The organism is Paenibacillus endophyticus (assembly GCF_014192395.1).
Lineage (GTDB): Bacteria > Bacillota > Bacilli > Paenibacillales > Paenibacillaceae > Pristimantibacillus > Pristimantibacillus endophyticus.
In genome coordinates this window covers 113,259-140,146 of sequence record NZ_JACHXW010000004.1, presented here as the reverse complement: position 1 = coordinate 140,146, position 26,888 = coordinate 113,259, and the positions used below count along the sequence as shown (strand labels likewise).

The 26,888-nt window shown below is 47.2% G+C and carries 27 protein-coding genes; 23 read left to right on the top strand and 4 right to left on the bottom strand.

The features are described from left to right. The first annotated feature begins 128 nt into the window (after positions 1-128). Together FHS16_RS08185 and FHS16_RS08180 are read left to right on the top strand one after the other, a co-directional pair. The gene (locus FHS16_RS08185) at positions 129-770 is read left to right on the top strand and encodes a trimeric intracellular cation channel family protein (protein WP_183561364.1); all 642 of its coding nucleotides are present in this window, start codon (positions 129-131) and stop codon (positions 768-770) included. After that, the gene (locus FHS16_RS08180) at positions 767-1,258 is read left to right on the top strand and encodes a low molecular weight protein-tyrosine-phosphatase (protein WP_183560794.1); all 492 of its coding nucleotides are present in this window, start codon (positions 767-769) and stop codon (positions 1,256-1,258) included. Before FHS16_RS08185 ends, FHS16_RS08180 begins: the two co-directional genes overlap by 4 nt. 54 nt (positions 1,259-1,312) lie before the next feature. Here FHS16_RS08180 and FHS16_RS08175 read toward each other — a convergent pair whose 3' ends face one another. Next, positions 1,313-2,050 (bottom strand): alpha/beta hydrolase, encoded by a 738-nt coding sequence (locus FHS16_RS08175; protein ID WP_183560792.1) that lies wholly within the window; start codon positions 2,048-2,050, stop codon positions 1,313-1,315. A 290-nt stretch (positions 2,051-2,340) separates the two neighbouring features. Here FHS16_RS08175 and pdhA point away from each other — a divergent pair, with 290 nt between their 5' ends. From pdhA to FHS16_RS08125, 10 genes are all read left to right on the top strand, one after another. After that, a complete protein-coding gene (gene pdhA / locus FHS16_RS08170) occupies positions 2,341-3,408 on the top strand; it encodes a pyruvate dehydrogenase (acetyl-transferring) E1 component subunit alpha (RefSeq protein WP_183560790.1) in 1,068 nt (355 codons plus the stop codon). A 20-nt stretch (positions 3,409-3,428) separates the two neighbouring features. Continuing rightward, a complete protein-coding gene (locus FHS16_RS08165; protein WP_183560788.1) occupies positions 3,429-4,406 on the top strand; it encodes an alpha-ketoacid dehydrogenase subunit beta in 978 nt (325 codons plus the stop codon). A 15-nt stretch (positions 4,407-4,421) separates the two neighbouring features. Continuing rightward, positions 4,422-5,756, top strand: a complete 1,335-nt coding sequence (locus FHS16_RS08160; RefSeq protein WP_183560786.1) for a dihydrolipoamide acetyltransferase family protein — start codon at positions 4,422-4,424, stop codon at positions 5,754-5,756. A 3-nt stretch (positions 5,757-5,759) separates the two neighbouring features. Then, the gene (gene lpdA / locus FHS16_RS08155) at positions 5,760-7,175 is read left to right on the top strand and encodes a dihydrolipoyl dehydrogenase (protein ID WP_183560784.1); all 1,416 of its coding nucleotides are present in this window, start codon (positions 5,760-5,762) and stop codon (positions 7,173-7,175) included. A 100-nt stretch (positions 7,176-7,275) separates the two neighbouring features. Further along, on the top strand, positions 7,276-7,764 hold the full coding sequence (locus tag FHS16_RS08150; protein WP_246431663.1) for an acyl-CoA thioesterase: 489 nt from the start codon (positions 7,276-7,278) through the stop codon (positions 7,762-7,764). 57 nt (positions 7,765-7,821) lie between these two features. Then, the gene (locus FHS16_RS08145) at positions 7,822-8,781 is read left to right on the top strand and encodes a thymidylate synthase (RefSeq protein WP_183560782.1); all 960 of its coding nucleotides are present in this window, start codon (positions 7,822-7,824) and stop codon (positions 8,779-8,781) included. A gap of 36 nt (positions 8,782-8,817) precedes the next feature. Beyond that, positions 8,818-9,309 (top strand): dihydrofolate reductase, encoded by a 492-nt coding sequence (locus FHS16_RS08140; RefSeq protein WP_183560780.1) that lies wholly within the window; start codon positions 8,818-8,820, stop codon positions 9,307-9,309. A 244-nt stretch (positions 9,310-9,553) separates the two neighbouring features. Then, positions 9,554-11,041: a glutamate synthase subunit beta gene (locus FHS16_RS08135; protein ID WP_183560778.1), complete on the top strand. Its 1,488-nt coding sequence runs from the start codon at positions 9,554-9,556 to the stop codon at positions 11,039-11,041. Between the two features lie 476 nt (positions 11,042-11,517). Further along, positions 11,518-12,666: a hypothetical protein gene (locus FHS16_RS08130; RefSeq protein ID WP_183560776.1), complete on the top strand. Its 1,149-nt coding sequence runs from the start codon at positions 11,518-11,520 to the stop codon at positions 12,664-12,666. Positions 12,667-12,905: 239 nt separating this feature from the next. Beyond that, on the top strand, positions 12,906-15,164 hold the full coding sequence (locus FHS16_RS08125; protein ID WP_183560774.1) for a type IA DNA topoisomerase: 2,259 nt from the start codon (positions 12,906-12,908) through the stop codon (positions 15,162-15,164). 93 nt (positions 15,165-15,257) lie between these two features. On the opposite strand, the gene FHS16_RS08120 is transcribed toward FHS16_RS08125, so the two are convergent. Continuing rightward, complete coding sequence (locus tag FHS16_RS08120; RefSeq protein ID WP_183560772.1) at positions 15,258-15,992, bottom strand: HAD family hydrolase; 735 nt, start codon at positions 15,990-15,992, stop codon at positions 15,258-15,260. A 145-nt stretch (positions 15,993-16,137) separates the two neighbouring features. Here FHS16_RS08120 and FHS16_RS08115 point away from each other — a divergent pair, with 145 nt between their 5' ends. Continuing rightward, on the top strand, positions 16,138-16,275 hold the full coding sequence (locus FHS16_RS08115) for a hypothetical protein (RefSeq protein WP_183560770.1): 138 nt from the start codon (positions 16,138-16,140) through the stop codon (positions 16,273-16,275). Positions 16,276-16,342: 67 nt separating this feature from the next. Here the strand turns inward: FHS16_RS08115 and FHS16_RS08110 are convergent, their stop codons facing one another. Then, positions 16,343-16,567: a hypothetical protein gene (locus FHS16_RS08110; protein WP_183560767.1), complete on the bottom strand. Its 225-nt coding sequence runs from the start codon at positions 16,565-16,567 to the stop codon at positions 16,343-16,345. A 158-nt stretch (positions 16,568-16,725) separates the two neighbouring features. Between FHS16_RS08110 and FHS16_RS08105 the strand changes: the two genes are divergently transcribed. The 10 genes from FHS16_RS08105 to FHS16_RS08060 all read left to right on the top strand — a co-directional run bounded on the left by FHS16_RS08105 (position 16,726) and on the right by FHS16_RS08060 (position 25,749). After that, entirely contained in the window at positions 16,726-17,451 is a 726-nt protein-coding gene (locus tag FHS16_RS08105; protein WP_183560765.1) for a phosphonate ABC transporter ATP-binding protein, read from the top strand. Further along, positions 17,448-17,960: a GNAT family N-acetyltransferase gene (locus tag FHS16_RS08100; protein ID WP_183560763.1), complete on the top strand. Its 513-nt coding sequence runs from the start codon at positions 17,448-17,450 to the stop codon at positions 17,958-17,960. The genes FHS16_RS08105 and FHS16_RS08100 overlap by 4 nt, the downstream gene beginning before the upstream one ends. Before the next feature lie 15 nt (positions 17,961-17,975). Continuing rightward, positions 17,976-18,587, top strand: a complete 612-nt coding sequence (locus FHS16_RS08095) for a DUF3298 and DUF4163 domain-containing protein (RefSeq protein WP_183560761.1) — start codon at positions 17,976-17,978, stop codon at positions 18,585-18,587. Between the two features lie 64 nt (positions 18,588-18,651). Continuing rightward, positions 18,652-19,248 (top strand): response regulator, encoded by a 597-nt coding sequence (locus tag FHS16_RS08090; protein ID WP_183560759.1) that lies wholly within the window; start codon positions 18,652-18,654, stop codon positions 19,246-19,248. Positions 19,249-19,703: 455 nt separating this feature from the next. Next, a complete protein-coding gene (locus FHS16_RS08085) occupies positions 19,704-20,384 on the top strand; it encodes an MOSC domain-containing protein (RefSeq protein WP_183560757.1) in 681 nt (226 codons plus the stop codon). Between the two features lie 5 nt (positions 20,385-20,389). Then, entirely contained in the window at positions 20,390-21,373 is a 984-nt protein-coding gene (locus tag FHS16_RS08080) for a phosphotransferase (protein ID WP_183560755.1), read from the top strand. After that, on the top strand, positions 21,370-22,293 hold the full coding sequence (locus tag FHS16_RS08075; protein ID WP_183560753.1) for a polysaccharide deacetylase family protein: 924 nt from the start codon (positions 21,370-21,372) through the stop codon (positions 22,291-22,293). The genes FHS16_RS08080 and FHS16_RS08075 overlap by 4 nt, the downstream gene beginning before the upstream one ends. A 15-nt stretch (positions 22,294-22,308) precedes the next feature. Further along, complete coding sequence (locus FHS16_RS08070) at positions 22,309-23,268, top strand: AAA family ATPase (protein ID WP_183560751.1); 960 nt, start codon at positions 22,309-22,311, stop codon at positions 23,266-23,268. Positions 23,269-23,278: 10 nt separating this feature from the next. Then, a complete protein-coding gene (locus tag FHS16_RS08065) occupies positions 23,279-24,421 on the top strand; it encodes a DUF58 domain-containing protein (RefSeq protein WP_183560749.1) in 1,143 nt (380 codons plus the stop codon). A gap of 2 nt (positions 24,422-24,423) precedes the next feature. Then, complete coding sequence (locus FHS16_RS08060) at positions 24,424-25,749, top strand: DUF4129 domain-containing protein (protein WP_246431681.1); 1,326 nt, start codon at positions 24,424-24,426, stop codon at positions 25,747-25,749. A gap of 94 nt (positions 25,750-25,843) precedes the next feature. Here FHS16_RS08060 and FHS16_RS08055 read toward each other — a convergent pair whose 3' ends face one another. Further along, a complete protein-coding gene (locus FHS16_RS08055) occupies positions 25,844-26,848 on the bottom strand; it encodes a YpdA family putative bacillithiol disulfide reductase (protein WP_183560745.1) in 1,005 nt (334 codons plus the stop codon). Positions 26,849-26,888: the final 40 nt, after the last annotated feature.

Below are 26,888 nucleotides of genomic sequence, written 5' to 3'. Positions count from 1 at the left end.
AATATACTCGCTTCTTATAGCAAAATTTGTCGTTGCGAAACCGGTTGCTCCCAGCTAAAATGGTTTAGGAAAGAACCGATGAAGCAGGTCGGTTCATGGACGGGAAGCGAGGAGCTATTGCAGTGAGCATGGACATTTTTGGGATTTTCAGTATCATTGGCACGATAGCCTTTGCTGTCAGCGGAGCGATTGTCGCCATGGAGGAAGAGTACGACATATTAGGCGTATTCGTGCTTGGCTTAGTCACTGCGTTCGGTGGCGGCGTCGTGCGCAACTTGCTCATCGGGATGCCGGTAACCTCGCTATGGAGCCAAGGCTACTTGTTCAAAATCGCGATGATCGCGATGACGATCGCGTTTCTTCTGCCGGTCGTTTGGATTCAAAGATGGAGGAAAAGCGAAGCTTTTTTTGATGCGATTGGATTATCGGCTTTCGCTATTCAAGGCGCGCTTTACGCCACGCAAATGAAGCATCCGCTGAGCGCAGTTCTTGTTGCAGCCATGCTGACAGGTATCGGCGGCGGCATTATCCGCGATGTGCTAGCGGGCCGCAAGCCGCTTGTGCTTAAGGATGAGATTTATGCGGTATGGGCGATGCTCGGAGGCCTAGTCATTGGACTGGGCTGGCTAAAATCGACTTTAGAGCTGTTGTTTTTATTTGTCGTTATTATCAGCTTCAGGATGCTATCGGTGTATTACAAGTGGAAGCTGCCAAGAAGGTCGCTTCATATCGATACTTCCGAAGAGCAACAGAAAAGAGGTCGTACATGAAAGCCAAGGTTTTGTTTGTTTGCTTAGGCAATATTTGCCGTTCGCCAATGGCTGAAGCGGTCATGCGCCATCAGATTGATAAGGCTGGATTATCTGATGTCATTGAAGTGGATTCTGCGGGTACAGGCGATTGGCATCTCGGACATCCGCCTCACGAGGGCACGCGAAAGCTGCTTGATCAACACCGGATTTCGTATCAAGGCATGAAGGCGCGTCTAGTAACAGGCAAAGACTATGAGTATTTTGATTATCTGGTATGCATGGATACGAAAAACTTGCGCGACATGCGCCAGATGCTTGAGAATGCCGGAATCGAATTTGACGAGTCAAAGCTATTTACATTCATGGAGCTAGTAGAAGGACATACGTTGCTTGATGTTCCGGATCCTTATTATGACGGCAATTTTGAATTTGTTTACGAGCTTGTGGACAGCGGCTGCAAAGAGCTTCTGCGACGGGTGGAATCTGATATCAATCAATCGCAGTAATACGAAAAAAGCTGTTTAGACGCTCGGTTAAGAGCGATCTAAACAGCTTTTTCATTATTCTACCTCGATAAAATAGCATAGCGCCTTATCGAGCTCTTTTTGCCAGAAGCCCCATTGATGCTTGCCATCCTTCTCTTCGTAGAACACCGATGCTTGCTTATGCTCCAGCAATGCTCTCGTGTTTCGGTTCAATGCTACGAAATCGAATACGCCGCGATCGGTTTCGTAAGCGTCCTCCTGAAGCCCTACGATCATATATATCGATAACCAGCTTAGGTCGGCTGCTTCTGAGATAATGTGCTGCGAAACGCCGTAATATGCGCCGGATAATGACATAACGCGAGTAAACAACTGAGGATATGCCAGAGCCAAATGCAGCGATACGGAGCCGCCTAAAGAATCCCCTGCAAGCAAGCGATGCTCCGGGTTCTGCCTTGCGGAGTACCTCTCTTCAACGAATGGAATAAGTTCTTCTGCGAAAAAACGAATGTAATTGGCATGCCGCTCTCCGTCAGGCGCATATTCTTCGGTTCGAAGCTTCTTGTCCACATCGACGCCTACAATAATGAAAGGCTCCAAACCCTCGTCTAATATTAATTTGGTAGCGGTTGTGGCGATTCGCCCGAAATTGAAAAAGTCTTCGCCGTCTTGACAATATACGACAGGATAGCTCAATACTTCATTGTAGCCTGGCGGCAAAAAGATGCGCAGGTTGCGGGCTTGTTCAGGCAAGTAACGGCTAGGCACGGTTTCTTTTACGATCGTTCTTTTTAAATATCGTTCATCTGTCATGACTTTCTCTCCTTATGACTTGGAATTATTGAATGGAAAACTACGGTTGTGGGTAAACAATAGAAAGGCATACAGGGAATCACATCTATTTCTGTCTTGTTGTATTATGCTGTTATATAGAAAAAATAAGTCTGTAGCATATACAATTTCTTAACAGAATGATGAGAATCAGCGAAAAAACAAAGGTTTTTTTGTTTTTTGCTTTGACCATTTTCGTTAAACAGGTTTATAATAATTCTATAACAGAGGTAAACGATTTTCAAATATTTCGATTGAGGTGAGCGTTCAAAATGAGCAAATTGCCATACGAAGTTCAAACGGAACCGGTAACTCCGCTTTCTGTCTTGTCACTCGACGGGGATGTTGTTAACTCGGATTTAATGCCGGCATTGTCTGATGATCAATTAAAAGAAGTGATGTACCGCATGGTATTTACACGTACTTGGGATGAGCGCGCAGTCAATCTTGGACGTCAAGGAAGACTTGGCTTCTATGCGCCAGTATCCGGCCAAGAAGCGTCAATGATCGGCAGCGAATACGCACTGAATAAAGATGATTTCATTTGTCCCGGCTACCGCGATATGCCACAAATCGTATGGCATGGTCTGCCAATGTATAAAGCTTTCTTGTACTCCCGCGGTCACCAAGAGGGCGGCCGTATACCTGACGACGTGCATGTTCTTATGCCGCAAATTATTATCGGCGCACAGATTTTGCATGCGACTGGCGTAGCCATGGCTTTCAAAAAGAAAAATGAAAAACGCGTAGCTATCACCTATACAGGCGATGGCGGCTCCTCGGAAGGCGATTTCTACGAAGGCATGAACTTTGCCGGTGCGTATAAACTTCCGGTTATCTATGCCGTTCAAAATAATGGTTACGCCATTACGACTCCTTATGCTAAACAAACAGGCGCGCTGTCCATTGCACACAAAGCAGTTGCTGCCGGCATTAAAGGCGTACAGGTAGACGGCATGGACGTGCTTGCTGTTATCAAAGCCGTTCAAGAAGCAGCGGAACGCGGTCGCAATGGCGAAGGCGCAACGTTGATCGAGATGCTTACTTACCGTTTCCGTCCACATTCCATGGCGGATGATACGACGAAGTACCGTACAAAAGAAGAAGAAGCAGAATGGGCGCTTAAAGATCCGCTCGTTCGTTTCGGCAAGTTCTTGGAGAAAAAGGGCTTGTGGTCGGATGAAGACACAAACCGCGTGAAAGAAGAAGCAAAAGCAACGGTAAACGAGCAAATTAAAAAGACCGAAGCAGTTGAAAAAATGACTGTTGCAGGCTTGATCGATAGCATGTTCGAAACAACACCGAAACACCTGGAAGAACAAAAGGCCGATTTTCAATAGAAGAGGAGGATCAGACGATCATGGCTCAAATGAATATGTTGGAAGCAATTCGCGATGCGATGCGCGTAGAACTTAAACGCGACTCAAACGTTGTCATTTTCGGTGAGGACGTAGGCAAGGTCGGCGGTGTATTCCGCGTAACAGAAGGATTGCAAGGAGAATTCGGCGAGGATCGCGTATTTGATACGCCGCTTGCTGAGTCCGCGCTTGCAGGGATGGCAGTGGGGATGGGACTTCAAGGCTTCCGCCCAATTGCTGAAATTCAATTCGTTGGTTTTATTTATGAAGCGCTTGACCAAATGTTTGTACAAGCAGCGCGCATGCGCTACCGTTCAGGCGGTCGCTACAATTCACCAATCGTGTTCCGTACGCCTTTCGGCGGCGGCGTTAAGGCAGCTGAGCTGCACACGGATTCCCTTGAGGGTCTGGCTATTCAAACGCCAGGTATTAAAGTCGTCATTCCTTCAAATCCTTATGATGCAAAAGGTTTGATGATCTCAGCAATCCGCGATAATGATCCTGTCTTTTTCATGGAGCATCTAAACCTCTACCGTGCATTTAAGGCTGATGTGCCAGAAGGTGAATATACCGTTGAAATCGGCAAAGCAAATGTTGTCCGCGAAGGTACCGATGTAACGATCCTCACTTACGGGATGATGGTTCACACTTCGGTGAAAGCGGCTGAAGAGCTTGAAAAAACAGGCGTAAGCGTAGAGGTAATCGACCTTCGCAGTCTTGTACCGCTTGATATTGAAACGATCGTAGCATCCATTCAAAAGACAAATCGTGCGATTGTCGTTCAAGAAGCACAGAAAACGTCAGGCGCGGCAGCGGAAATTATCGCTCAAATCAACGAGCATGCCATTCTTCATTTGGAAGCTCCAGTACTTCGCGTAGCGGGACCGGATACCGTTTATCCGTTTGCGCTTGTTGAGGATGCATGGCTTCCTTCGGTAGCTCGCGTTTCTGCAGCGGTTCAAAAAGTATTGAACTTTTAAAGGAGGTTACCAGCATTGGCTAAATTCGAATATCGTTTCCCAGAGCTCGGCGAAGGCTTGCACGAAGGCGAAATCGTGAAAGTAAACATCAAAGTCGGCGATACGGTTACAGATGATGATATTATTATGGAAGTCCAAAACGATAAAGCGATCGTAGAAGTGCCTTGTCCGGTTAACGGCAAAGTATTGGAAGTGCTTGTAAAAGACGGTCAAGTATGCCACGTTGGCGAAATCGTTGCTATCATTGACGCTGAAGGCGAACTTCCAGAACAAGCAGCTCCAGCAGCCGAAGCACCGAAAGAAGAAGCACCGGCTCCAAAAGAAACGGCTGCACCAGCGGCTGAAGCGCCGAAAGCGGAAGCACCTGCAGCTGCAGCTACTGCACCAAAAGCAACTGGCGGTCTTGTTCTAGCGACTCCTAGCGTGCGCAAGTTCGCTCGTGAGCAAGGCGTAGACCTGACGCAAGTTGGTGGAACGGGCAAAAACGGCCGAATCACTCGTGATGACGTAACAGGCTTTGGCGGTACGCCAGCTGTTGCGGCTGCTGATACTGCGGCATCTGCTGCCGAGCAACCTAGCAATGCTGAAGTAGTTGCAAAAGGCGCTGGCGAAGCGAAGCCTGCACATACTGCTTCGGGCACAGCATATCGTCCTGAAGAGCGCGTGCCTTTCAAAGGTATTCGCAAAATCATTGCAAATGCGATGTCCAAATCCGTTTACACGGCTCCTCACGTTACCATTATGGATGAGGTTGACGTAACGGAATTGGTAGCACTTCGCGCGAAATATAAGCCTTATGCCGAGAAAAAAGGCTCCAAGCTTACGTACTTGCCATTTATCGTGAAGGCTCTTGTGGCAGCTTGCCGCGAATTCCCGATCTTAAATTCTACGCTTGATGAAGCTAACCAAGAAATTGTGCTTCGCAAATTTTACAACATTGGTATTGCTACAGATACGGATAACGGTCTTATCGTTCCGGTTATCGAGGATGCAGACCGTAAAAACCTATTCAAAATTGCGGATTCCATCCGTGATCTAGCTGCTCGCGGCCGCGATGGCAAGCTTGCTGCTAGCGAGTTGAAAGGAAGCACCATTTCCATCTCGAACATCGGTTCGGCAGGCGGCATGTTCTTCACGCCGGTTATCAACTTCCCTGAGGTTGCTATCTTGGGTACGGGCAGAATTACAGAGAAAGCGATTGTACGCAATGGCGAAATCGTAGCAGCACCTGTAATGGCTCTTTCACTCAGCTTTGACCACCGTCTGATTGATGGCGCAACGGCACAAAACTTTATGAATTACATCAAAACACTTCTGGGACAACCAGAATTGTTCATAATGGAGGTATAAGACATGGTCGTAGGTGATGCTTCCCTAGATATTGATACTCTAGTCATTGGTGCGGGTCCAGGCGGATATGTTGCAGCGATTCGCGCAGCTCAGCTTGGTCAAAACGTACTCATCGTGGATAAAGAATATGTAGGCGGCGTATGCTTGAACGTGGGCTGTATTCCATCGAAAGCTCTGATCTCCGCTTCACATCAATATGAATCAATCAGCCATGCTTCCGCTTTCGGTATCGAGGTTGGCGAAGCGAAGGTTGACTTTACTAAAGTGCAAGAGTTCAAAGCAGGAATCGTCAAAAAATTGACAGGCGGCGTTGCTTCACTTTTGAAAGCGAACAAAGTCCAGTATTTCCAAGGCGAAGTCATGTTCATCAATGAAAACGAAGCGCGTGTATTCAACGATCAAGAAGCACCGCGCTACCGTTTCAAAAACTGTATTATTGCTACTGGCTCACGTCCAATCGAGCTGAAAGCATTCCCTTACGGCGGCCGCATCGTATCATCGACTGGCGCTTTGTCCTTGCCTGAAATTCCGAAAAGCCTTGTCGTTATCGGCGGCGGCTATATCGGCATTGAGCTTGGTCAAATGTACTCCAAGTTCGGTACTAAGGTAACGGTAATCGAGGGTTCTGATGCGATTCTTCCTGGCTTCGATAAGGATATGTCCTCCATCGTTGCGAAGAAACTGAAAAGCACGAACGTTGATATCATCACTGGTGCACAAGCTAAAGGCGCTGAGCAAACGGATAAAGACGTTACGGTTACTTACACCGTTGGCGATAAAGAAGAAAAAGTAACGGCAGATTACTTGCTTGTAACCGTTGGACGTCGTCCAAATACGGATGGTGAGCTTGGCCTTGATCTAATCAATGTGAAGCTTTCGGATCGTGGTCTGGTAGAAGTCGATGAGCAATGCCGTACGAACATCCCGCATATCTTTGCAATCGGCGACATTATTGCTGGGCCTGCACTTGCTCATAAAGCCATGTATGAAGGTCGTGTAGCGGCTGAGGTTATTTCCGGCCATTCAAGCGTAATTGACTACAAATGCGTTCCTGCTGTTTGTTTCTCCGATCCGGAATGTGCAAGCGTTGGATACAGCGAAAAAGAAGCAAAAGATAAAGGCCACAACGTTAAAGTCGGCAAATTCCCGTTCGCTATCAATGGGCGTGCAATGTCCCTAAATGCAAACGAAGGTTTTGTTAAGCTTGTAGCTGATGCAGACTCCGGTCTTGTGCTAGGCGCGCAAATTATCGGTATTGAAGCTTCCAACATGATTGCTGAGCTTGCGCTTGGTATCGAAATGGGCGCTACGCTTGAAGATATCGCGCTTACGATCCATGCACATCCGACACTAGGTGAAATTGTATTGGATGCAGCTGAAGTTGCACTGGGCCATCCTATCCATACTTTCATTAAATAAATCGCATTCCATTTGCACCATTAGAGGTCACGCGGCTCCCCAGCCGACGGGGCCTCTTTGTGCATCTATCGCATTCGATTCTTGCAAAGAGGTGTTCATAATGAGGGAAGAGACGATGAAACCGGCAAGTGAATCCAGGACGATCATGACACAGCTCATTTTCCCGCTGGATACGAACCCTTACGAGACGATGTTCGGCGGCAAGGTGATGGAATATATGGATAAAGTAGCTGCTATAGCTGCAATGCGGCATGCCCGGATGCAGGCCGTCACTGCATCTACGGATAGCTTGGACTTTTTGGCACCCATTCGCGTAGGTGAAGTCATTGAGGTTGAAGCATTTGTTACGTGGACCAATAGGAGCTCCATGGAGGTTTATGTGTCCGTTAGCTCTGAGAATTTGTTCAGCGGCTTGAGAAAAACGACGGTAACCGCCTTTTTTACGTTTGTCGGATTAGACGAGAACGGCAAGCCAGCCTCCGTCCCCACCGTTATTCCAACGACAGACGAAGAAAAAAAGCTGCATGCTTCGGCACCAGAACGCTATGCGCTGAGAAAGAAACGAAAGCAGGACAGACGAGTTGAATAGTGGTATAATAATTGTTATTTTTACGATTTTTTATTTAGAATCGGGGGCGGTATTGAAATGAGCAATAGCGAACAAACCTACTTGCAATTGTTAAAATATGTGTTGGAGCATGGCACCAAAAAGGAAGATCGTACAGGTACAGGCACAATTTCTGTTTTTGGGTATCAAATGCGCTTTGATCTTAGCGAGGGATTTCCGCTGCTAACAACAAAACGCGTTCCTTTTCGCCTTATAGCGAGCGAGCTGATTTGGTTTATCCAAGGGGATACCAATATTCGCTATTTGCTGCAGCATAACAACAACATCTGGAATGAATGGGCTTTCAAAAGATGGGTGGAGAGCACGGTTTATACGGGTCCAGACATGACGAATTTCGGATTGCGCTCGCAAACGGATTCTGCGTTTGCCGCGGATTACAATGAGCAGATGGAGCTCTTTAAGCAGAAGGTCCTCACGGATGATCGATTTGCTGAGGAGTTTGGCGAGCTTGGCAACGTATATGGCAAGCAGTGGCGGGAATGGAAAACGTCACAGGGAGATACCATCGATCAATTAAAGGATGTTGTTGCTACGATTAAGCAAAACCCTGACTCGAGAAGATTGATTGTGTCGGCTTGGAATCCGGAAGACGTGCCTAGCAATATGGCGCTTCCGCCATGTCATACGATGTTTCAATTCTATGTGACTAACGGCAAGCTGTCTTGTCAGTTGTACCAACGCAGCGCTGATATTTTTCTTGGTATCCCGTTTAACATCGCTAGCTATGCTCTGCTTACTAATATGGTCGCCCATGAATGCGGACTAGAGGTTGGGGAGTTCATCCATACGCTGGGTGATGCCCATATTTATACGAACCACATGGAGCAAATTAAAACCCAACTAAACCGTGAGCCTGGCACTTTGCCAACGCTTGCGCTTAATGCGGATAAGAAGTCCATTTTTGACATTGCGATGGAGGATCTGAGCATCGAGAATTACAATCCGCAGCCAGCGATCAAAGCGCCGGTAGCTGTTTAGATTGACAAACTTTAAGGGTAGAAAGGTGCTGCTTTCATGTCAATTACACTAATAGCCGCAATGGATCGTAACCGGACGATCGGCGTAGATAACAAGCTGCCATGGCGCTTGCCTGCCGAGATGGCTTTTTTCAAAAAAACAACCTTAGGCAAAACGGTCGTGATGGGGCGGAAGACGTTTGAGTCGCTCCCAAAGCCGCTTGTCGACCGCCTCAATGTTGTCTTGACACGCCAAAAGGATTACGAACCAGTGGGCTGTGAGATTGTTTACTCCGTCGCTGAGGCGATTGAGCGTTTCAAGGGTGAAGAACTGATCGTAATAGGCGGCGCGGATGTATACGCACAGTTTCTTCCGCTCGCGGACACGCTGCTGCTGACGGAAGTAGCTGTCGAAGTTGAAGGCGGAGATGCATTCTTTCCTTTGTTCGCTGAATCGGACTGGAAGCTTGTGGAAAGCGAGCCCCATGAGAGCGACGAGAAGAATAAGCATGCCTTTACTTTTCAGACCTTCATTCGTCGCACTACCTAGTAATTATGGCTAAAACCGAACGTTTGACGAACGATATGTCATAAAGTGCAAATGATTGTACGTATAATCCATTAACGATCTGAACACATGAATGCTAGGATATTGTAAAATAGTAATCGAGTGCTTTAGACAAAATATTCGTTTTTAAGAAAGTTTGTTATTGAATATTTGATGGATTCCCGATATAGTTTGAAGAGAATCGTAGCATTGGTTAACGGGAAATATGGATGGAGGAAATGCGATCATGTCTACACCTACTGGTTTTATGGAATATCAACGCGAACTGCCGGCCGATCGCGACCCGCTGGAGCGTATTAAGGACTGGCAAGAGTTTCATAAGCATTTTTCGGATGAACAGCTTAAGACGCAGGGAGCTCGCTGCATGGACTGCGGCACACCTTATTGCCATACAGGCATTGAGCTCGCAGGCTCTGTTTCGGGTTGTCCGGTGAACAACTTGATTCCTGAATGGAATAACCTGATTTATCGTGGGTTGTGGCGCGAAGCGCTTGACCGTCTGCATAAAACGAATAACTTCCCTGAGTTTACCGGCCGTGTGTGCCCAGCTCCGTGCGAAGGTTCATGTACGGTTGGCTTGATCGGCGATGCTGTAACGATCAAGACGATTGAGCAAGCGATTATTGACCGCGGTTTTGATGAGGGTTGGGTTGTTCCTCAGCCTCCTAAAGTTCGCACAGGCAAACGCGTTGCAGTTGTAGGTTCCGGACCTGCCGGCATGGCAACCGCTGCCCAGCTTAACAAAGCGGGACACACCGTTACCGTCTATGAACGCGCAGATCGCATTGGCGGATTGCTCACTTATGGCATTCCGACAATGAAGCTAGAGAAGCATGTCGTACAGCGCCGCGTAGATTTGATGGAAGCTGAAGGCATAGAGTTCGTTACGAATACCGAGATCGGGAAAGACATTACGGCGAATGAGCTTGTTGAGAACTTCGACGCTGTTGTGCTTTGCGGCGGTTCAACAAGAGCACGCGACGTACAAATGGAAGGCCGCGATTTGAACGGCGTTCATATGGCAATGGATTATTTGAACGGTACAATTAAAAGCTATCTGGATTCCAACTTGGAAGACGGCAATTATATTTCGGCGAAAGACAAAAATGTTATTGTAATCGGCGGCGGCGATACGGGTTCTGACTGCGTTGCTACCGCACTGCGCCATGGCTGCAAATCCGTTACACAATTCGGTACGCATGCCAAAGCACCTCTAGAGCGTGACAGCATCAATAATCCATGGCCGCAATTCCCGAATGTCTACACGCTTGATTATGCGCATGAAGAAGCGAAAGCTCTATTCGGCGAAGACCCGCGTGCATTCTCCGTTCTTACGAAGAAGTTCGTAGGAGATGGCAATGGCAACTTGAAGGAGCTTCACACCGTTCAAATTGAGCGTACAGTCGATGAAACTGGACGCAAAATATATAGTGAAATTCCAGGCACCGAAAAAGTTTGGCCAGCGGATCTCGTATTTATCGCTGTAGGCTTCGAAGGTCCGGAAACGCCAATTATTGAACAGCTTGGTCTTGCTCAGGACAAACGTTCGAATGTAAAAGCGAGATACGGCAAATACGTAACGAGCGTGGATAAAGTTTTTGCTGCAGGCGATATGCGCCGTGGACAAAGCTTGGTCGTTTGGGCTATTAACGAAGGTCGTGAAGCTGCCCGCGAGGTAGATAAATATTTGATGGGTGCTTCGATGCTTCCATAAGGTAAGCGAAAGTCAGCAAGAAACCAAATACAGAGACAAAAAGTGGAGCGCCTTCGGGCGCTTTTCTTGCTATTTGAGCCTGTAGAGCATCGAATGATTGTTAATATGATTAAATATAAATTTGATCGAATTACGGAGATTATATACCGCTCATTCGAGGCTCATATTGAGTAAAGAGATGAGCAGTTTGCAATGTAACCTTGAATTTCCAACTAGCGCCAGATGTTGATGCTCCAGACGATGGACTTGATTTCAGCTCATTTGTCGTCTGTATGCTTATGGAGACCATCGTTCAAATCGTACCGCTTGACGAAGGCTGTGACTGCGAATACCCATTCACCGTATGTGTAAATAGGTTCAAATAGCTGGATTTATTATGAAGCGGATTATTCAGGAAAGATTAGCAGAGGAAGTTCCCAATCGTAAGGAAAGTTGTGGTAAAATCGGTGTGAGATGACGTGAAGGGGCGATTCGTCATGCCAGCAGAAGAAGCTTATATTCTGTCACCAACCGATATTAGGAATATTCGAAGCTACGTTCAGCGCAAATATGCGGCGATGCCGCATGACCAACGCGCAGAAATCGTTGCGGATGCAGTCAAACGCATCATACATAAGCAGTTGCCGCAATTCGATCTTGCATTGAGGCAAACGGTCACGGAAACGTTAATAAGGACATCTGTTTTGGAGAAGCAGCGGCCAGTGAGGGCGGAAGATATTTTTGAAGCTTGCATGTCTCTTGATCGGTCGGACTCTGATGTATACGACCCGTTGCATGATTGGGTGGAGCAGCAGCTTGCCATTAGCTGTGAGAAGCCTCTCATGCAGCGTCTAATGGACGAGCTGCGAATTCCTGAAGAGCAATCGGTTACTCATATGAAAGACGCTGAGAATGGCATTCTAGCTCAGCTGAAGGCAAGGCTGGATGCTGAAGGCATTGTCGGAGGAAAAACTAAAGCGCCAATGGGACAAGCCCAAGTGATCAGCATGCCTCATCCCGGTTGGAGAAGAAGCTTAGCAAGCACAACAAGCTGGAGAAATGCCATTTATGTTTTTCTGTCTTTTTGCTTGATAACAGCTACGCTCCTCTATGGCTGGTCATTGAACAGACCATCTATCAATATGCTGCAACCGCCAGCTACCGTGTTGCCGGCTAAGCCCATACCGCTTGAGGTTGACGGATTGCCTGCCGAGCTTCGTTACAATGAGATCGATCAGAAGCGGCTGATCCAGTATTTGAAGTCCAAATCATCCATACTGGCTGAGCAGCCTTATTTCGGAGCTATCATAACAGCAGCTAAATCATTCGATATTCATCCCGTTATTTTGTTTGCAATTACTGGCCAAGAGCAGAGTTTTGTGCCGACATCCAATAAGCGGCATAAAGAAATTGCCAATAACCCGTTTAATGTATTTCATAGCTGGCAGGAATTCAATACAAATATTAAGCAATCAGCGGAAATTGCCGCACGGACCGTGTATCATTTAAGCTTGAATCGACCAGACGAGATCGATCCATTCAAATGGATCAATCGGAAATATGCGGAAGACCCGAAATGGTCTGACGGCGTTCGCGCTATTTTTTATTCGATTTTGTCATATCTAGATGATCCGAAGAAACAGTAAAATGAAGTTGCCCTTATACTATTAATGGCTTTAATGATAACCCGATGGGGCTTAACGTCCCGTTGGGTTATTATTTTGTTTCATGCATTTTGCTTCCTGATTCGGATAAAAGGATTCCATTTTGACACGGAAGTCTGTAAAATGTTTATGAGGAAATCCAGAGTCGAGCGAACAGACGCTTAATTAGAATAAGCGGGCTACTCGATTTGCGAATTGCGTAATGAAGGAGCGAATCACTTTTGAAGACATTAATCATTGCGGAGAAGCCTGATATGGGGCGGAATATTGCAGCCGCAATCGATCCGAAAGCAAAAAATCACCGTTCCTACTTAGAAGGCGAGCACTACATCATAACGTGGGCCATTGGCCATTTGATTGGATTAGCGGAGCCAGATGCGTACGATGACAAATATAAAAAATGGAACATAAATGATTTGCCGATTATTCCAACGCAATTTAAGCTGGTGCCGAATAAAAAAACGATCGACCAGCTTAAAGTAATCGGCGATCTTGCGAAGCGGAGTAATCTTTTGGTTAACTCTTGCGATGCGGGACGCGAGGGACAATATATATTTTCCTTGATCCAACGGCATCTGAAGCTCAATCAACCCGTCAAGCGGCTATGGATCTCTGATCTGACGCCTGAGACGATTCGGAAAGGGTTCGACGAGCTCAAAGAAGGAGCAGAATACGAAAATTTGACAAGAGCGGCAACGGCAAGAAGCGAAGCGGATTGGCTTATCGGCATGAACGGCTCACGCGCTTTTACGACAAAACACAATGTTCTGCTGTCTGTTGGGCGCGTCCAGACCCCCGTGCTTGCTCTTATTTATGATCGGCAGAAGCAGATCGAGGCATTCTCTTCTTTGAAGTTTTTTGAGCTGGAGGGTCATTTTGCACAATCGGAAATGTCCTATAAAGGAATGTGGCAGGGTGAGCGAGCAACTGATCAAGCTAAAGTCGAAGCGATTGCGGCAAAGGTAAAGGGCAAGGAAGGACGCGTTGCTTCCTACGAGGTGAAAGAAACAAAGGAATATCCGTTCAAGCTGTATGATCTTACGTTATTGCAGAGGGAAGCGAACGGGAAATATGCATTTTCTGCCAAAAAGACGCTTGATACCGCTCAGGCGCTCTATGAGAAGCATAAAGTTATTTCATATCCGAGAACGAACTCTAACTATGTGACGGAGCAGAACATACCCGAGATGCACAAAACGCTTAATGCGCTTCAAGGCACGGCCTATGACGACCTCGTCAAAGGAGCAAACCGATCATTGGTGCACAAAGGCAATAAATTTATTTGCAACCCGACCAAGGTTGAGGATCACCATGCGATATTGCCGACGAACCGCAAAGCGAACGGGCTAAGTCCGGATGAACAGAAGCTGTACGATCTCATCGTGAGACGATTCCTATCTCAATTTTATCCGCCTGCCGAGTATAAGGTGCATACCGTGTTGACAGAGGTCGAGAACGAGCATTTTAAAACGACGGTGAAAGAGCTTCTGCATTTAGGCTGGAAGGTTATTTATGCCGATCAGAAGAAGGAAAAGGCAAAACCGTCCGCGAAAGGCAAGGATAAAGACGATGCGGATGAAGAGGAAATTGAAGTAAGCGAACCGTTCTCGATTGTGGCAGACGAAGGAATTGTATGCTCGGATGCAATCGTGAAGGAAAAAGATACGCAGCCTCCCAAGCACTATACCGAAGGAACACTGCTTAAAGCGATGGAAAGCGCCGGCAAACAGATCGAGGATGAGGATGTTCGCGATGCAATGAAGGACTCAGGCTTAGGCACGCCGGCCACGAGGGCAGCAACCATTGAACGGCTGAAAAATGTCGGATATGTCGAAATGCAAGGAAAGAAAATTCTAGTTACCCAAAAGGGGAGAACCGCAATCGAGCTGATTCGCGGTGCTGGCATAGACCTGTTGACATCGCCTGAAATGACTGGTTTATGGGAGCGGCGATTGAACGAAATATCGAGAGGAACCGCTTCAGACGGGCAATTCATGGAAAATGTCAAAAAATTTGCAACCATGATCGTGGATAAAGTTCGTGTCCAATCCCGCGCGGCTAAAACATCTTTTGAAAGTGAAGCTCCGAGCGCTGGAAGAGGGGCTTCCGGCAAATCGGCAGCAGCTACCAAGACTCGAGCCGTGAAACCTAAAGCCACCGGAGCCGCCAGAAAAAGCACTTCGGCTGCAGCCGCATCGCCTGGTACCATAACATTGATCACGAATTGTCCGAGCCCTGGCTGCGGCGGTTCCATCTTTATGGGACGGAAGGGCTATGGCTGCTCCCATTACAAAGAAGGCTGCAAATTCGTCATATGGAAAGAGAGCTATGGCCGCAGCTTAACGGATTCGCAGGTAAAATCGCTCGTCGAGAAAGGAAAGACGACGAAGCTTAAACTTCAGCTAGCAGATGGTACGCCTGCTGAAGGCAGAATTGTCATCCGCAATCTTGAAACAGGCGAATTATCCATTGAGCAATAATCCCGCTATACTATGCACGCAAACAAAGACCCGGCTTGTTCTCCTGCGCGATGAGAACAAGCCGGGTCTATTTATGTGAATAAGGAGTGAATGTTAGCGGTTCACGTAACCATGAATCGCATCAGGTACATCCTTCAGGTGATCCAATGTCAAGAAAGCGCCTTTCGGCTCTACCTCGATCTGAATGACGTTGTACTCCCATTCGGATATGGCGCGCATATGGATAGCGTGTATACCTGCAGTCAATGCGGGCACGACATCTGTGCGAATCGAATTGCCGACCATCCAAGTGCTGTTCCTGTCAAATACGCCGGTAGATAGGATGTTTTCGAGCGCATCGCTGTTTTTGAGACGGCGGATATAGATACGCGACTCAAAATAGCGCTCCAAATTCATTTTCTCAATCTTGCGGCGTTGGATAGGCAGCTCGCCACCCGTATACAAATGCAGCTCGTGTCCTGCTTCTGCCAATGAAAACAAAGTTTGCTCCATATTTGGATACGGCTCTGTATCATGTTCATACACGCTTAAGCCAAGCTTCCATAACAGATTCTCTTCATTGGTTGAGCGCTTGCGACCCGTTAAATGGGAGAAATGAATGTACGTGTCGACAAATGATTGCGGGAAATGCTCGCTCTTAAAGCCGAACACGGCAACTCCTGCAATATCGATCTCCATCTGCTTATCACGGATCGCTTGGGCTGATACTAGCGGTGAGCTACCGAACCAAGTCGTCATCGCATCGATGAACTGGTCAATGACCAAATAGAAGTATTTGTTGCAGTGAATGAGTGTATCGTCGAGGTCAAACATAATTTGTTGTTTCATAATATGCGATCTCCTTTGCGGGACTTGAAACTGTATGATCAATCTACCGCAAGTGGAGGGGTGGAGTCAATGTACGAGGAAAGGTTGTACGGATATCACATCATTATCCAGTATATTAGGCATGCTATACGTGGAGGTGATTGAGATGGTCAACATTAGAAACAATAAGGGCGATAATTTCCAAAATCATTCCAGCTTGCGCGGGCAATCAGGCAAGCTTAAAACTGACAAATTCGCCAAGCGTCCACCAAGCCTTAATGGCATAAACAAACAGCTTCCATAGAAAAAGCAGCGAATATAAACATGCAGAGGAGAGCAGGGGTTATTCCCGGCTCTCCTCTTACGTAACATTATGCATATTTGAGCTGCGAGGCTCTTAATTGATTTTTAATAAAAGCTATTCGCCTGCGAACATAAAAATCTTTGCTTGCGCCTTTCAAGTCCTTGGGAGTGATCACCTCCTCTGCAACATTATCGATGATGATAAGCCGTCCATCGGCGTAAAACTTAAAAGTTAAGTCGCGTCCAGTACGTTCATTCTCTACATAACGGAAATTTTCGCAGATGTTATTCATGGTGATCAGGCCTCCTCCAAATGGTTGAATTCGACGATCAATGGAACGTTTGTTCTTGTTTTTATTATACCAAACATTTGTTCGTATGGAAACTGTTTTTTGTTTAACGTAAACTAGATTCATAGAAGCAGTTGCTGCAAACAGAAGGAGAGCGGAAAATGATTAGAATAAAGAATCTATCTAGACGAATTCCCGGCGGGCCTAAGGTGCTGGACGACATTAGCTTTGAGGCTTATCCTGGCGATTTTATTGCGATAAAAGGAGATAGCGGAAGCGGCAAGTCAACCTTGCTTCGCTGCCTCGCTCTCCAAGAAAAATGGACGGAAGGAACGTACCAATTCGATGGCAAAGATATTTTCAAGCAAGGCTTTTCCGGAAAAATGAAAGTGAAGCAAGAGGTAGCTTATGTGGAAGAGAAGCCATACTTGTTCCCCAACAAGACGGCTCTTAAGAATGTAATCATTGGCTCGGTTTCACAAACTCCGGCTTGGCGCAGGTGGACAGGCATGGTAAGGAGCGACGATTACATGGGCGCTATGGATATGATCGAGAAACGCGGACTTATAGATAAAGCCCATCAGAAGGCGAGCACGCTAAGCGGCGGCGAACGCCAGCGGATGGCTATCGCAAGAGCGCTCGTTCATGGCGCGAAGGTTATTGCGGCTGATGAGCCCGTATCGGGTCTTGATCCGCATACAGCGGATCAAGTGCTGACGGATTTGAAAGCGCTATGCAAAGAGCAGGGCGTTATCGTCATCGCTGTTATGCATCAAGGGGATTGGGCAGAGCGTTTTGCCGACCGGATTCTTGGCCTGAAAGGCGGCAAGCTCGTGCTTGACGTCAGCGGCAGACGACTGACAGAACGAGAGAAATCATTGCTGTGAACGAACTCGAGCTGCGTCTTATTAGTAGAGAAGAGCTGGATGAAGCAATAACGCTTGAACGCCGCTGCTATTCGCCCGAGGCAGCAGCTTCGCTCGAAGGCTTTCAGTTTCGGTTTGACCATTATCTTGCGTTTTTTTGGACAGCATGGTTGGGCAACCGATTAGTCGGAATGACAAATGGCATCCGTACGGGTAAGTCCTCATGCGGGGATGAAATGAAAGGCGATCAAGCTGACGAACGGGACGGCAGAAACTTCTGCGTCCTTACCGTTGCAGTCGATGAAAACCAGAGAAGGCAAGGGATCGGAGCCAAACTGCTGCGCAAGCTGATCGAACAATGCGAGGTGCAGCATATCGAAAAAGTGATATTAATGTGCGAAGAGCATCTTATTCCATTCTATATGGCAGAGCAATTCGAGCTGAAAGGTGTTTCTGCATCTACGCATGGGGGGATTACGTGGTATGAGATGAGCCGTGAGCTGCATAAACTGAAGCATCTTACCGAATAGGAAGGTGTCTTTCACATGTCATTTCAATCCCCTGTCGTCATTCAAACCGCGAACGCAGAGTTTCCAAAAGCAGAGCTGTCCATTCCTTATGTGAGCGGTGGTAAAAGCGAGGCTGCTGACAAAAAAATAAATCATACCATACATCAAACCGTTCAGCAGCTGGTTCACAGCCAAGGAGATCTGGACGATCCGAACGCCCAGATGCTGGGCTACTTCGAGCAGAAGAACAACCAGAAGGATTACTTAAGCCTATCCTTGTATAATTACGCCTTTACAGGCGGGGCGCACGGCATGACCTTGCAGCATTCGCTAACTTTTAAACAATCGACAGGTCAAACGTATACGTTATCCCAGCTTTTCAAGCCAGGTTCCGATTATGTGGGCCGCATTAGCAAAATCGTCAGCGCTCAAATTAAGGCCAGAAATATCGAGACGCTCGAGCCCTTCAAATCGATTCGTCCCGACCAAGACTATTACGTAGCGGATAGATCACTTGTCATTTATTTTCAATTATACGAACTCTCCGCGTATGTTTATGGTTTTATTTATTTTCCGATTTCAGTATATGAATTACAGGACATTATTAACGAAGATGGACCGCTTGGGGCGATGCTTGTAAATGATTGAGCTCTAGCACGCCTACATTTGCAAAGCTGCTGTTCGGCAGCATAGCTTCCAAGGAGATACGAAATTGTCTTATTTTCTTATTCTATTTGCTGCTGCACTGGTTGTCGCTGTCTCGTTTATTTTCTATCAGCAGCGTAAAATAGAAAAGGAGCATCTCGACAGCAAACATAGGTCTGCCCCGCAGGCAATCGCTCCGACAGTATCAATCTCTACGCATTTAAACAAACCAAAAGCAGTCGTTGATTCTGAAAAGAAGGTGCACACTATGAAGGATGGGCATACCGCCAATTTGCTTATTGTGGATGATCAGTACTCGATTCGCCTTATGCTCTCTGAATTGTTCACTGCGTCAGGAATACGTGTATTTGAAGCAGAAACCGGTGTTGTCGCTTTGGACATCTGCTCGATTGAATCGATCGATTGCGTATTGCTGGATTTAAAATTACCAGACATGGACGGCATTGAGATTTTACAAGGCATAAGATCAATCGCAAGAGAGGTCCCGGTTGTTCTCATATCGGCTTATGCTTCGCCAGAGAAGCTGGAGGATGCGGTAGCGCTTGGCGTCAGTCAATGCTTCACAAAACCGTTTGATATTATTGAGTTGAAAAACGTAGTCCTGCAGTTATGCGATCAATATTCAAGAAAAGCCACTACCTAATCATAACGAGCTAAAGGAGCCTCTCATCTTCATTGATGAGAGGTTTTTTTTTTCACATTGAAAACCGTTTTCTTACGCATTGCCAAGCGAAGCATGAACTCGTTTTTCATGGTACGGCAATATATTAGATTCGTATTAGCTCAGACTGGAGCATAGATGACGGGTTCCGCTTGCCATTTATCGAGGGGGATTGTACAACGGATGGGGGGAAATGATACGATTGCATTGTAGGAAATATTCGGACAATTCAAAAAATCATTTCCCGGGCTAACGCAAGATGCTACACAAAAGAGTGGTTTTCGACATGCCCGTAGACTAATGGCATAGGACTTGTCGAAAGCGATTTCAGCTTATATTTAATGATATAAATAATTAATCATATTATATCTCTTTGCCAACTTCTGCCGATGAAGATTATAATAGTCAAATACGAAAAACATAGGAGGCAAGCAGGAATGTCGCAACAAACGGATAATGCTACTCTCGTTTCCCTAAACGTTGGCGAGCCCGCAGCCATCGCTCATGGTTCCAAGCAAATTCAATCAGGGATCTATAAGGTTCCATCGCCAAATGCGCATCATTTATCGAGCACGGGCTTAAATGGCGATGGTCAAGGGGACTTGATTAATCATGGAGGCCCGGACAAAGCGGTCTGTGTTTATTTTGAGCGAAGGTTTGCGAGCTGGAAAGAAGAGGCGGATCTATCGTTTACCAGCGGAGCATTCGGCGAAAATTTCACCTTATCGGATTGGACGGAGGATGACTTGTGCATTGGCGACGTTATCCATGCCGGAGAAACCATTCTTCAAGTAAGCCAGCCGAGACAGCCATGTTATAAGCTTGGATTAAGGCATTCCTTGCCTGAGTTGCCGGCCCGCGTTCTGAAGAACGGCTATACAGGCTGTTATTTCCGAGTGCTCAAAGAGGGACAAATCGCAACCGGCACAACATTCACAGTAGCCAGCCGTCATCAGGCAAGGAAAACGATAGCAGAAGCCAATCGCGTCATGTACCGCAATAAAGACGATATCCAAGGCATTCGCGAGCTGCTGGTCGTGAAGGAGCTTGCGGCAAGCTGGCAGGAGCAGCTTGGTGCACGGCTGGAGAAGCTGTTGAAGGAAAAGCAAGGAGGATAAGCAGCTTGAATGACGATATCAATTTTACCGTCTACTTGAATGAATATCATTTCCCTGAGCCGTATGAGGTCAATCAGCGCGATAGCGGAATGAATAATACGACTCGGGTTATTTTGTCGGGCAATGAACGATACGCGTTCCGTATTTATAATAACCATAAAGATGTCGAAATCGTGAGGCTGGAGCAAGAGGTGCTATCGGCTCTTGCACAGCAATCCCTTCCGTTTCAAATTCCCGTTCCTGTTCGAAATAAGCGGGGAGACACGCTGAGCATAGCAGAGGATGGCACGCTGTCGGCATTGTTTCATTATATAGACGGAGACAGACCGACAGCGTCCAATCCCGAACATGTCTATGCGCTTGGACAAATTGCGGCTCTGCTTGCCAATGCGTTGGAATCGATCAAGCCTGACCGCTTACCGCTTTATAGCCCTTATTACGAGCTCGAGTACACATATGCAGCGATGGATGAAGCTGCATTTCTCTCGATGGCTGATCGATCAGACGCGTTACGTGCTAGAAGCATTAACTTCGAGTACTTGCAGCGGGAGCGGAACCTGCTTAAGGAAGTGTGCGTTGAGCTCGAAGGCTGGCCCAAACAATGGATCCATGGTGATTTGGTCTTCAACAATACCGTTTCACGGGAGAATGCCATAATCGGAGTGCTCGATTTTGAATTTGCTACCATGGATGTTAGGGCTATGGAGCTTGCGGTTATTATTGTGGACCTGCTCAAACCGGAAGATGCTGAGTTGAAAATGAAAATACAGCTCCTTGTCAATGGCTATAAGAGCATATGCCCGTTAACTGCGGAGGAGCTTCAGCTTTTGCCTCGATTAATGAAGCTTAGGTTGCTGGATGTTGCATTGCACTTCGCGGTTCGGTTTAGAGACCAGCTGGATAAAGATGATGTCCTTTGCCAGATTGTTGACCAATCGGCATTCGGATGCAAATGGATCACTGAAAATTGGGAGGATGGGATCACATGAGTTTGGCAAAGGCGCTCGGATATGGCGAGGATGAGAAGCTGCTGCTCGTAAATGCAGACGATTATGGTTTATGTCATTCTGCAAACAAAGGCATTCAGCAGCTATTGCTGGAAGAAACGGTTAGCTCGGCTACGCTGATGATGCCATGTGCTTGGGCGAGAGAAGCAGCGCTTTGGAGCGCAAGGCATCCGCATCTGGACGTAGGCGTCCACTTCACACTTACAAGCGAGTGGGATTCGTATCGGTGGGGTCCCGTTAATCGCAAAGGCTCAACGGATTCCTTAGTAACGAATGAAAACTATTTCCCAAAAGATTGCAAAACCTTTGAGCAGCACGCAGATGCCCAGCAAGTTCAGGCGGAGCTAATCGCTCAGATAGAAATGGCTTTGGCTATGGGGATGAAGCCATCGCACGCTGACAATCATATGGGCAGCTTGTACGGACTCGCAACTGGCCGGCATTTTCTGCCTGATGTGTTAGATGTATGCGCTTCCTATGGACTGCCCTTCCGGCTGCCAAGGTATTTGCTTCAGGAGAACGGTCAGATCGCACCACCTGAGCTTGCCGAGCAGGCGAAGCAGCTTGCACAGCTTGCAGATTCAAAAGGAGTCGTCATTTTAGATTATCTAGTCGGTCTCCCTTTTCAACTGCAGGACGGCGAAGATTTCGATTCGTTGAAAGCCAGCATGCAGCAGCTATTGCGAAGTCTGCACGCTGGGGTAACCGAGCTGATTATACACCCGTCATTGGTTACGGAGGAGCTGAATGCTTTTCACGGGCAGCCGTTAAAGAGGGGAATGGAGCTGGAGTTGTTCCGTGACCCTGCAATTAAACAAACGCTTCAAGACGAAGGAATTCTCATGATTCGCTGGCGAGAGCTTCAGAAGCTGCAGCGCGAACGCACTGGATTTATAACATAATAAGGGAGCTGAACCATGTCATTCAATGCGATCAAACAACTTGCTGAACAGGTGAAGATAAATATCGGGCGTGTAATCATCGGGAAAGAGGACGTTGTCGATTTACTGCTCATTGGACTCATAACCTCGGGACATGTTTTGCTGGAAGACGTTCCTGGTACAGGAAAAACACTGCTTGCCAAATCCCTATCTAAGTCGCTTGATCTTACTTTTAGACGCATTCAATTTACGCCCGATTTGCTGCCTTCCGATTTGAGCGGCATTCATTTCTACAATCAAAAGCTTAGTGAATTTGAATTCCGGGCCGGACCCTTGTTCACGAATTTGCTCCTAGCTGACGAAATCAACCGGGCAACGCCGCGTACGCAGTCCAGCTTGCTTGAATGTATGGAAGAGAGGCAAATTAGCATCGATGGGGAGACGAAGCTGCTCTCGCGTCCATTTATGGTTATTGCCACTCAGAATCCAATAGAAAACCAAGGCACCTTCCCGTTGCCGGAAGCACAGCTCGACCGTTTCTTGTTCAAAATAAAAATGGGTTATCCGACTACCGAGGAGGGCCTGCAGCTGCTTAAACGCTTTAAGTCGAATGACCCGCTTGCTGAGCTGGGGCCCGTAGCAGGTATAGACCTGATTCAACAAGCGCAGCAAGCTTATTCCGCAGTTAAGGTAACAGATGATGTGCTCCACTATTTGCTGCAAATCGTGGAGCACACACGCAAGAGGGATGAGGTTGCGGTTGGCGTTAGCCCAAGGGGTAGCCAGGCGCTGCTTCGAGCTTCTCAGGTTCATGCGATTCTCCGTGGACGCGACTTTGTTACGCCCGATGATATCAAAGCAATGGCCAAGCCCGTTCTGGCACATCGCTTGGCTATTCGCGGGATGCAGCGTGGGGTGAATCAAGCAGACCTGATTATAGACGATATTATTCGTATGACCGCGGTGCCTGCGGAAGCCGGCGTTGCGGCACAATAGGCGGAGCTAGATGATTTTATTCTGGTTTATCGTAGCTGCCATATTCATTCTCGGATTGCAAAGCCGATTGTTTCAACGGTTTGTGCTGCGTCATATGAAATATGAACGTCGCTTCACTTCAAAGACTAGTTATAGCGGCGAACAGGTGGAATTGGTTGAAGAGATGGCCAATGCGAAGTGGCTTCCGGTTCCGTGGCTTCGAGTCGAGTCGCAGCTGTCCACGCACCTGCACTTCAAGCAGCAAGAAAATCTCACGGTAAGCAGCGGCCAGCTCTATCAGAATCATAAAAGCTTCTTCACTCTTCCGCCTTATACGAAGATTAGACGAACTCACCGCATTACGTGCGCAAAGCGCGGCTGGTATAAGCTTCAGACGGTTACACTCACCGGGGGGGATCTGCTTGGTATGTCGCATACTTCCGAGCAAATTGCGCTTCATGGCGAGCTTCTTGTGTATCCGAAGCCAGCAGAGGTACCTGTCCATGAGCTGCCCTACCACAGCTGGCAAGGAGACCAATCGGTCAGCCGCTGGATTATTAATGACCCTTTTATCATTGCGGGCGTTCGTCATTATCAAGCAGGCGATACTTTTAAGCAAATCAATTGGAAAGCAACCGCCAAGACTGGCGATCTGCAAGTGCATCAATATGATTTCACGGCTGACCGCAGGCTAATGGTCTATTTAAACGTTGATGATGCCGAAGGAATGTGGCGGAGCGTGACGGATCTCCTGCTTATCGAGCGTGGCATCGAATGGGCTGCAGGCGCGGCAGAAGCCGTTATCCGTCAAGGCATGGAGGTTGGCTTTGCAGCGAACATGCCAGTCATGGGAACGAATGAGAGCATTCATATTGAGCCAAGAGGCGGAAACGAGCATTTGCTCGGAATTTTCGAAGGCATGGCCAAGCTGGAAATTGAACGTACAGAGCTATTCCATCATTTGATAGAGCGCGAAGCACAGAGCGGCTACAGTGAACGCGATGTTCTGATGATTACTGCTTATTGGAATGAAGAGCTTGAGTTACAAGCAGACCGGCTCCGATATAATGGAAATGCGGTTGCAATCTGGCTGTTGACCGACCAAGCCATGCATGAAAGCAAGAACGACGAACAAGCGGCATCTACAGCCGAGCGGGAAGAGGTGCCTGCGTGAGGATGTCCCATCCCTTTAAATTTTTAGGACAAGGCATAGTTGAATTATTATTCTATTTGCCAATCGTACTTATTGCTGCTGTATATCTTTTGCCTGAACCAACGATATGGCTTTGGATAGTGACGTTTCCATTAGGTTACCTTGCAGGCTCTTTGGCCACTAAGAAACGAGCAAGCATGCGTTATGGAGCAAGACTTTTGCTGGCTGTTGCGATAGGCTGCGCGCATGGCTCGCTGGCTATATTATCAGGAGGAGATTCTGTCATACTTGCGTTTTCGGTAGCTGCAATCCTTTCTTCCATTATGGTGTTCAGAGGCATGAGCGGCCAGCTGAAAGGCTGGACAGCTTCGTTTCCCAATACGCAAATGCTGGTAGGCGTAATCATGTATGTAGCCATACAGCCTTTAAAGCTTATGGTTTTCAAAAAGCTCATCCCTCTTAACGGTTTATTAATCGTCTGCGGCATCGTTTGCGTTATCCTTTTTTTCTTCTTTGCGAACGAGCGCCATCTGAATAGCGAGACCTCCGAAATGGGCAAATCTTCGGCAACGGTTACGTTTAAGCGCCAAAACAGGATCATGATGATTGTCATTGTCTTATTAATCGCCATCATCGCCTTGTTCCGGCAAATCCAGCAAGCGATCGAGCGATTCTTTCATCAGATTGCTGATCTCATCATGAGCTGGCTTAACCGTCCGAAGGAGGAAACTTCTCCAGCAGAGCAGCTGCCTGACGCGGCACCTCCACAGATGCCCGTCGAAGAGATTAAGCCTCCTTCCGATTGGATGCTGCTATTGGAGCAGATTGCCAAAATAGTAGGGATCGTGCTTGCCATTGCGGCTGCTTGCATCCTTATCTATTTTATTGCGAAAAAGGTCATCAAGTGGGTACGTCTTGTGATCGCCAAGCTGCAGGAGCGCGGAGCTGAAAATCGCGGCAATAATGGTGGCTACATCGATGAGGTTGAAAAGTTAACGTCATTAAACAGTTGGCGGGAACAGCTCGGAAACGAGCTGAAGAAACGTTTCCAGAAAAAACGGAATTTTGCCGAGGAGTGGGACGAACTGTTCACCAATGCGGAAAAAATCAGATTTTTGTATGCTCGTAATGTACGGGCGGGTGCTCAGCAAGGATATGTTGCAAAAGCGCATCTAACACCTAGGGAAACGGCCGAGGAGCTGGCTGAGTGGCAGGCAGGGAAGCTGGATGCAGGCGGATTGAAGCAGCTCGTTGAAGTGTATGAAGAGGTGCGGTATGGTGATAAAAGCGCAAAGGACGAGTTGGTTGACCGATTAAAGCAGCCATTCGTTAAAAACAGCAAAGAATAAGAAGTCGAACGGCGATGAGTCGTCTGCTAAAACAACTTTCGTTAAAACGGCTAGGAAAAAAAGCGAACCAGCAACGACAGCTGGTTCGCTTTTTTTATGGAAAGGCTAATCCTTTCTTTGACTGCTGGACGCGGCTTTTGATATGCTCGGCTATCTTACAGCCATGGTATCTTCCTGATTCTATAAATATTTCGTTTGCTTCGTGCCGGGAGGCCACCACCCCAGCCAAATATATGCCAGGAACATTCGTTTCCATTGTTTCCTCATTGAAAGTAGGGAAACCTTCTTCCTCCATCGTTACGCCAGCGGCATTCAGGAACTGGCGATCAGGGTGAAAGCCGGTCAGCGCTAGAACAAAATCATTGTCAATCCGTATATCGCGTTCAGGTCCGTTTATCGTTATCGATTGATTGTCGATAGCAGTTACGGTAGATTGAAACAACATGCGTATCGAGCCATTTGTGACCTTAGCTTGAAGCCCGGGCTTAACCCAGGGTTTAATGCTTTTAGAATAGTCTTCACCGCGATAGATGATCGTTACATCTGCTCCTACGCGCTCGAGCTCCAGCGCTGCATCAATTGCCGAGTTGCTGCCGCCAATGATTGCAACCTTCATCCCCACGTAAGGATGGGATTCTCGGAAGAAGTGGCTTACCTTTTCAAGCTTTTCACCTGGAATCCCTAGTTCGTTTGGATGGTCAAAATAACCTGTCGCAATAATCACATAGGGGCTATTATAGAGCGATTTCTCACCAAAACGATTTTCTCCATGCAGCATAAAAGTATCATTGTCAGGTGTAATCGCTGTAATGGACTCATATGCTTTTACTCGGAGCTGCTTCCGCTGGGCTGCTGTTCGGTAATAGTTCAGCGCTTCAAGCCTGGAGGGCTTGTCATTGGCGGTCGTGAAGGGGATCTCGCCTATCTCAAGCTTTTCCGGCGAACTGAAAAAATGCATGTAAGTTGGATATTGGGAAATGGAGTGAACGATATTTCTTTTCTCTATGATAAGTGGATTTAAACCTATGCGTCCAAGCTCTATGGCCGCAGCCAATCCACACGGACCTGCTCCGATGATAATGGCGTCTTCGTATTGCATCGATGTAAACCTCCCATAATAGTCTTGTTGTCTTTCTATT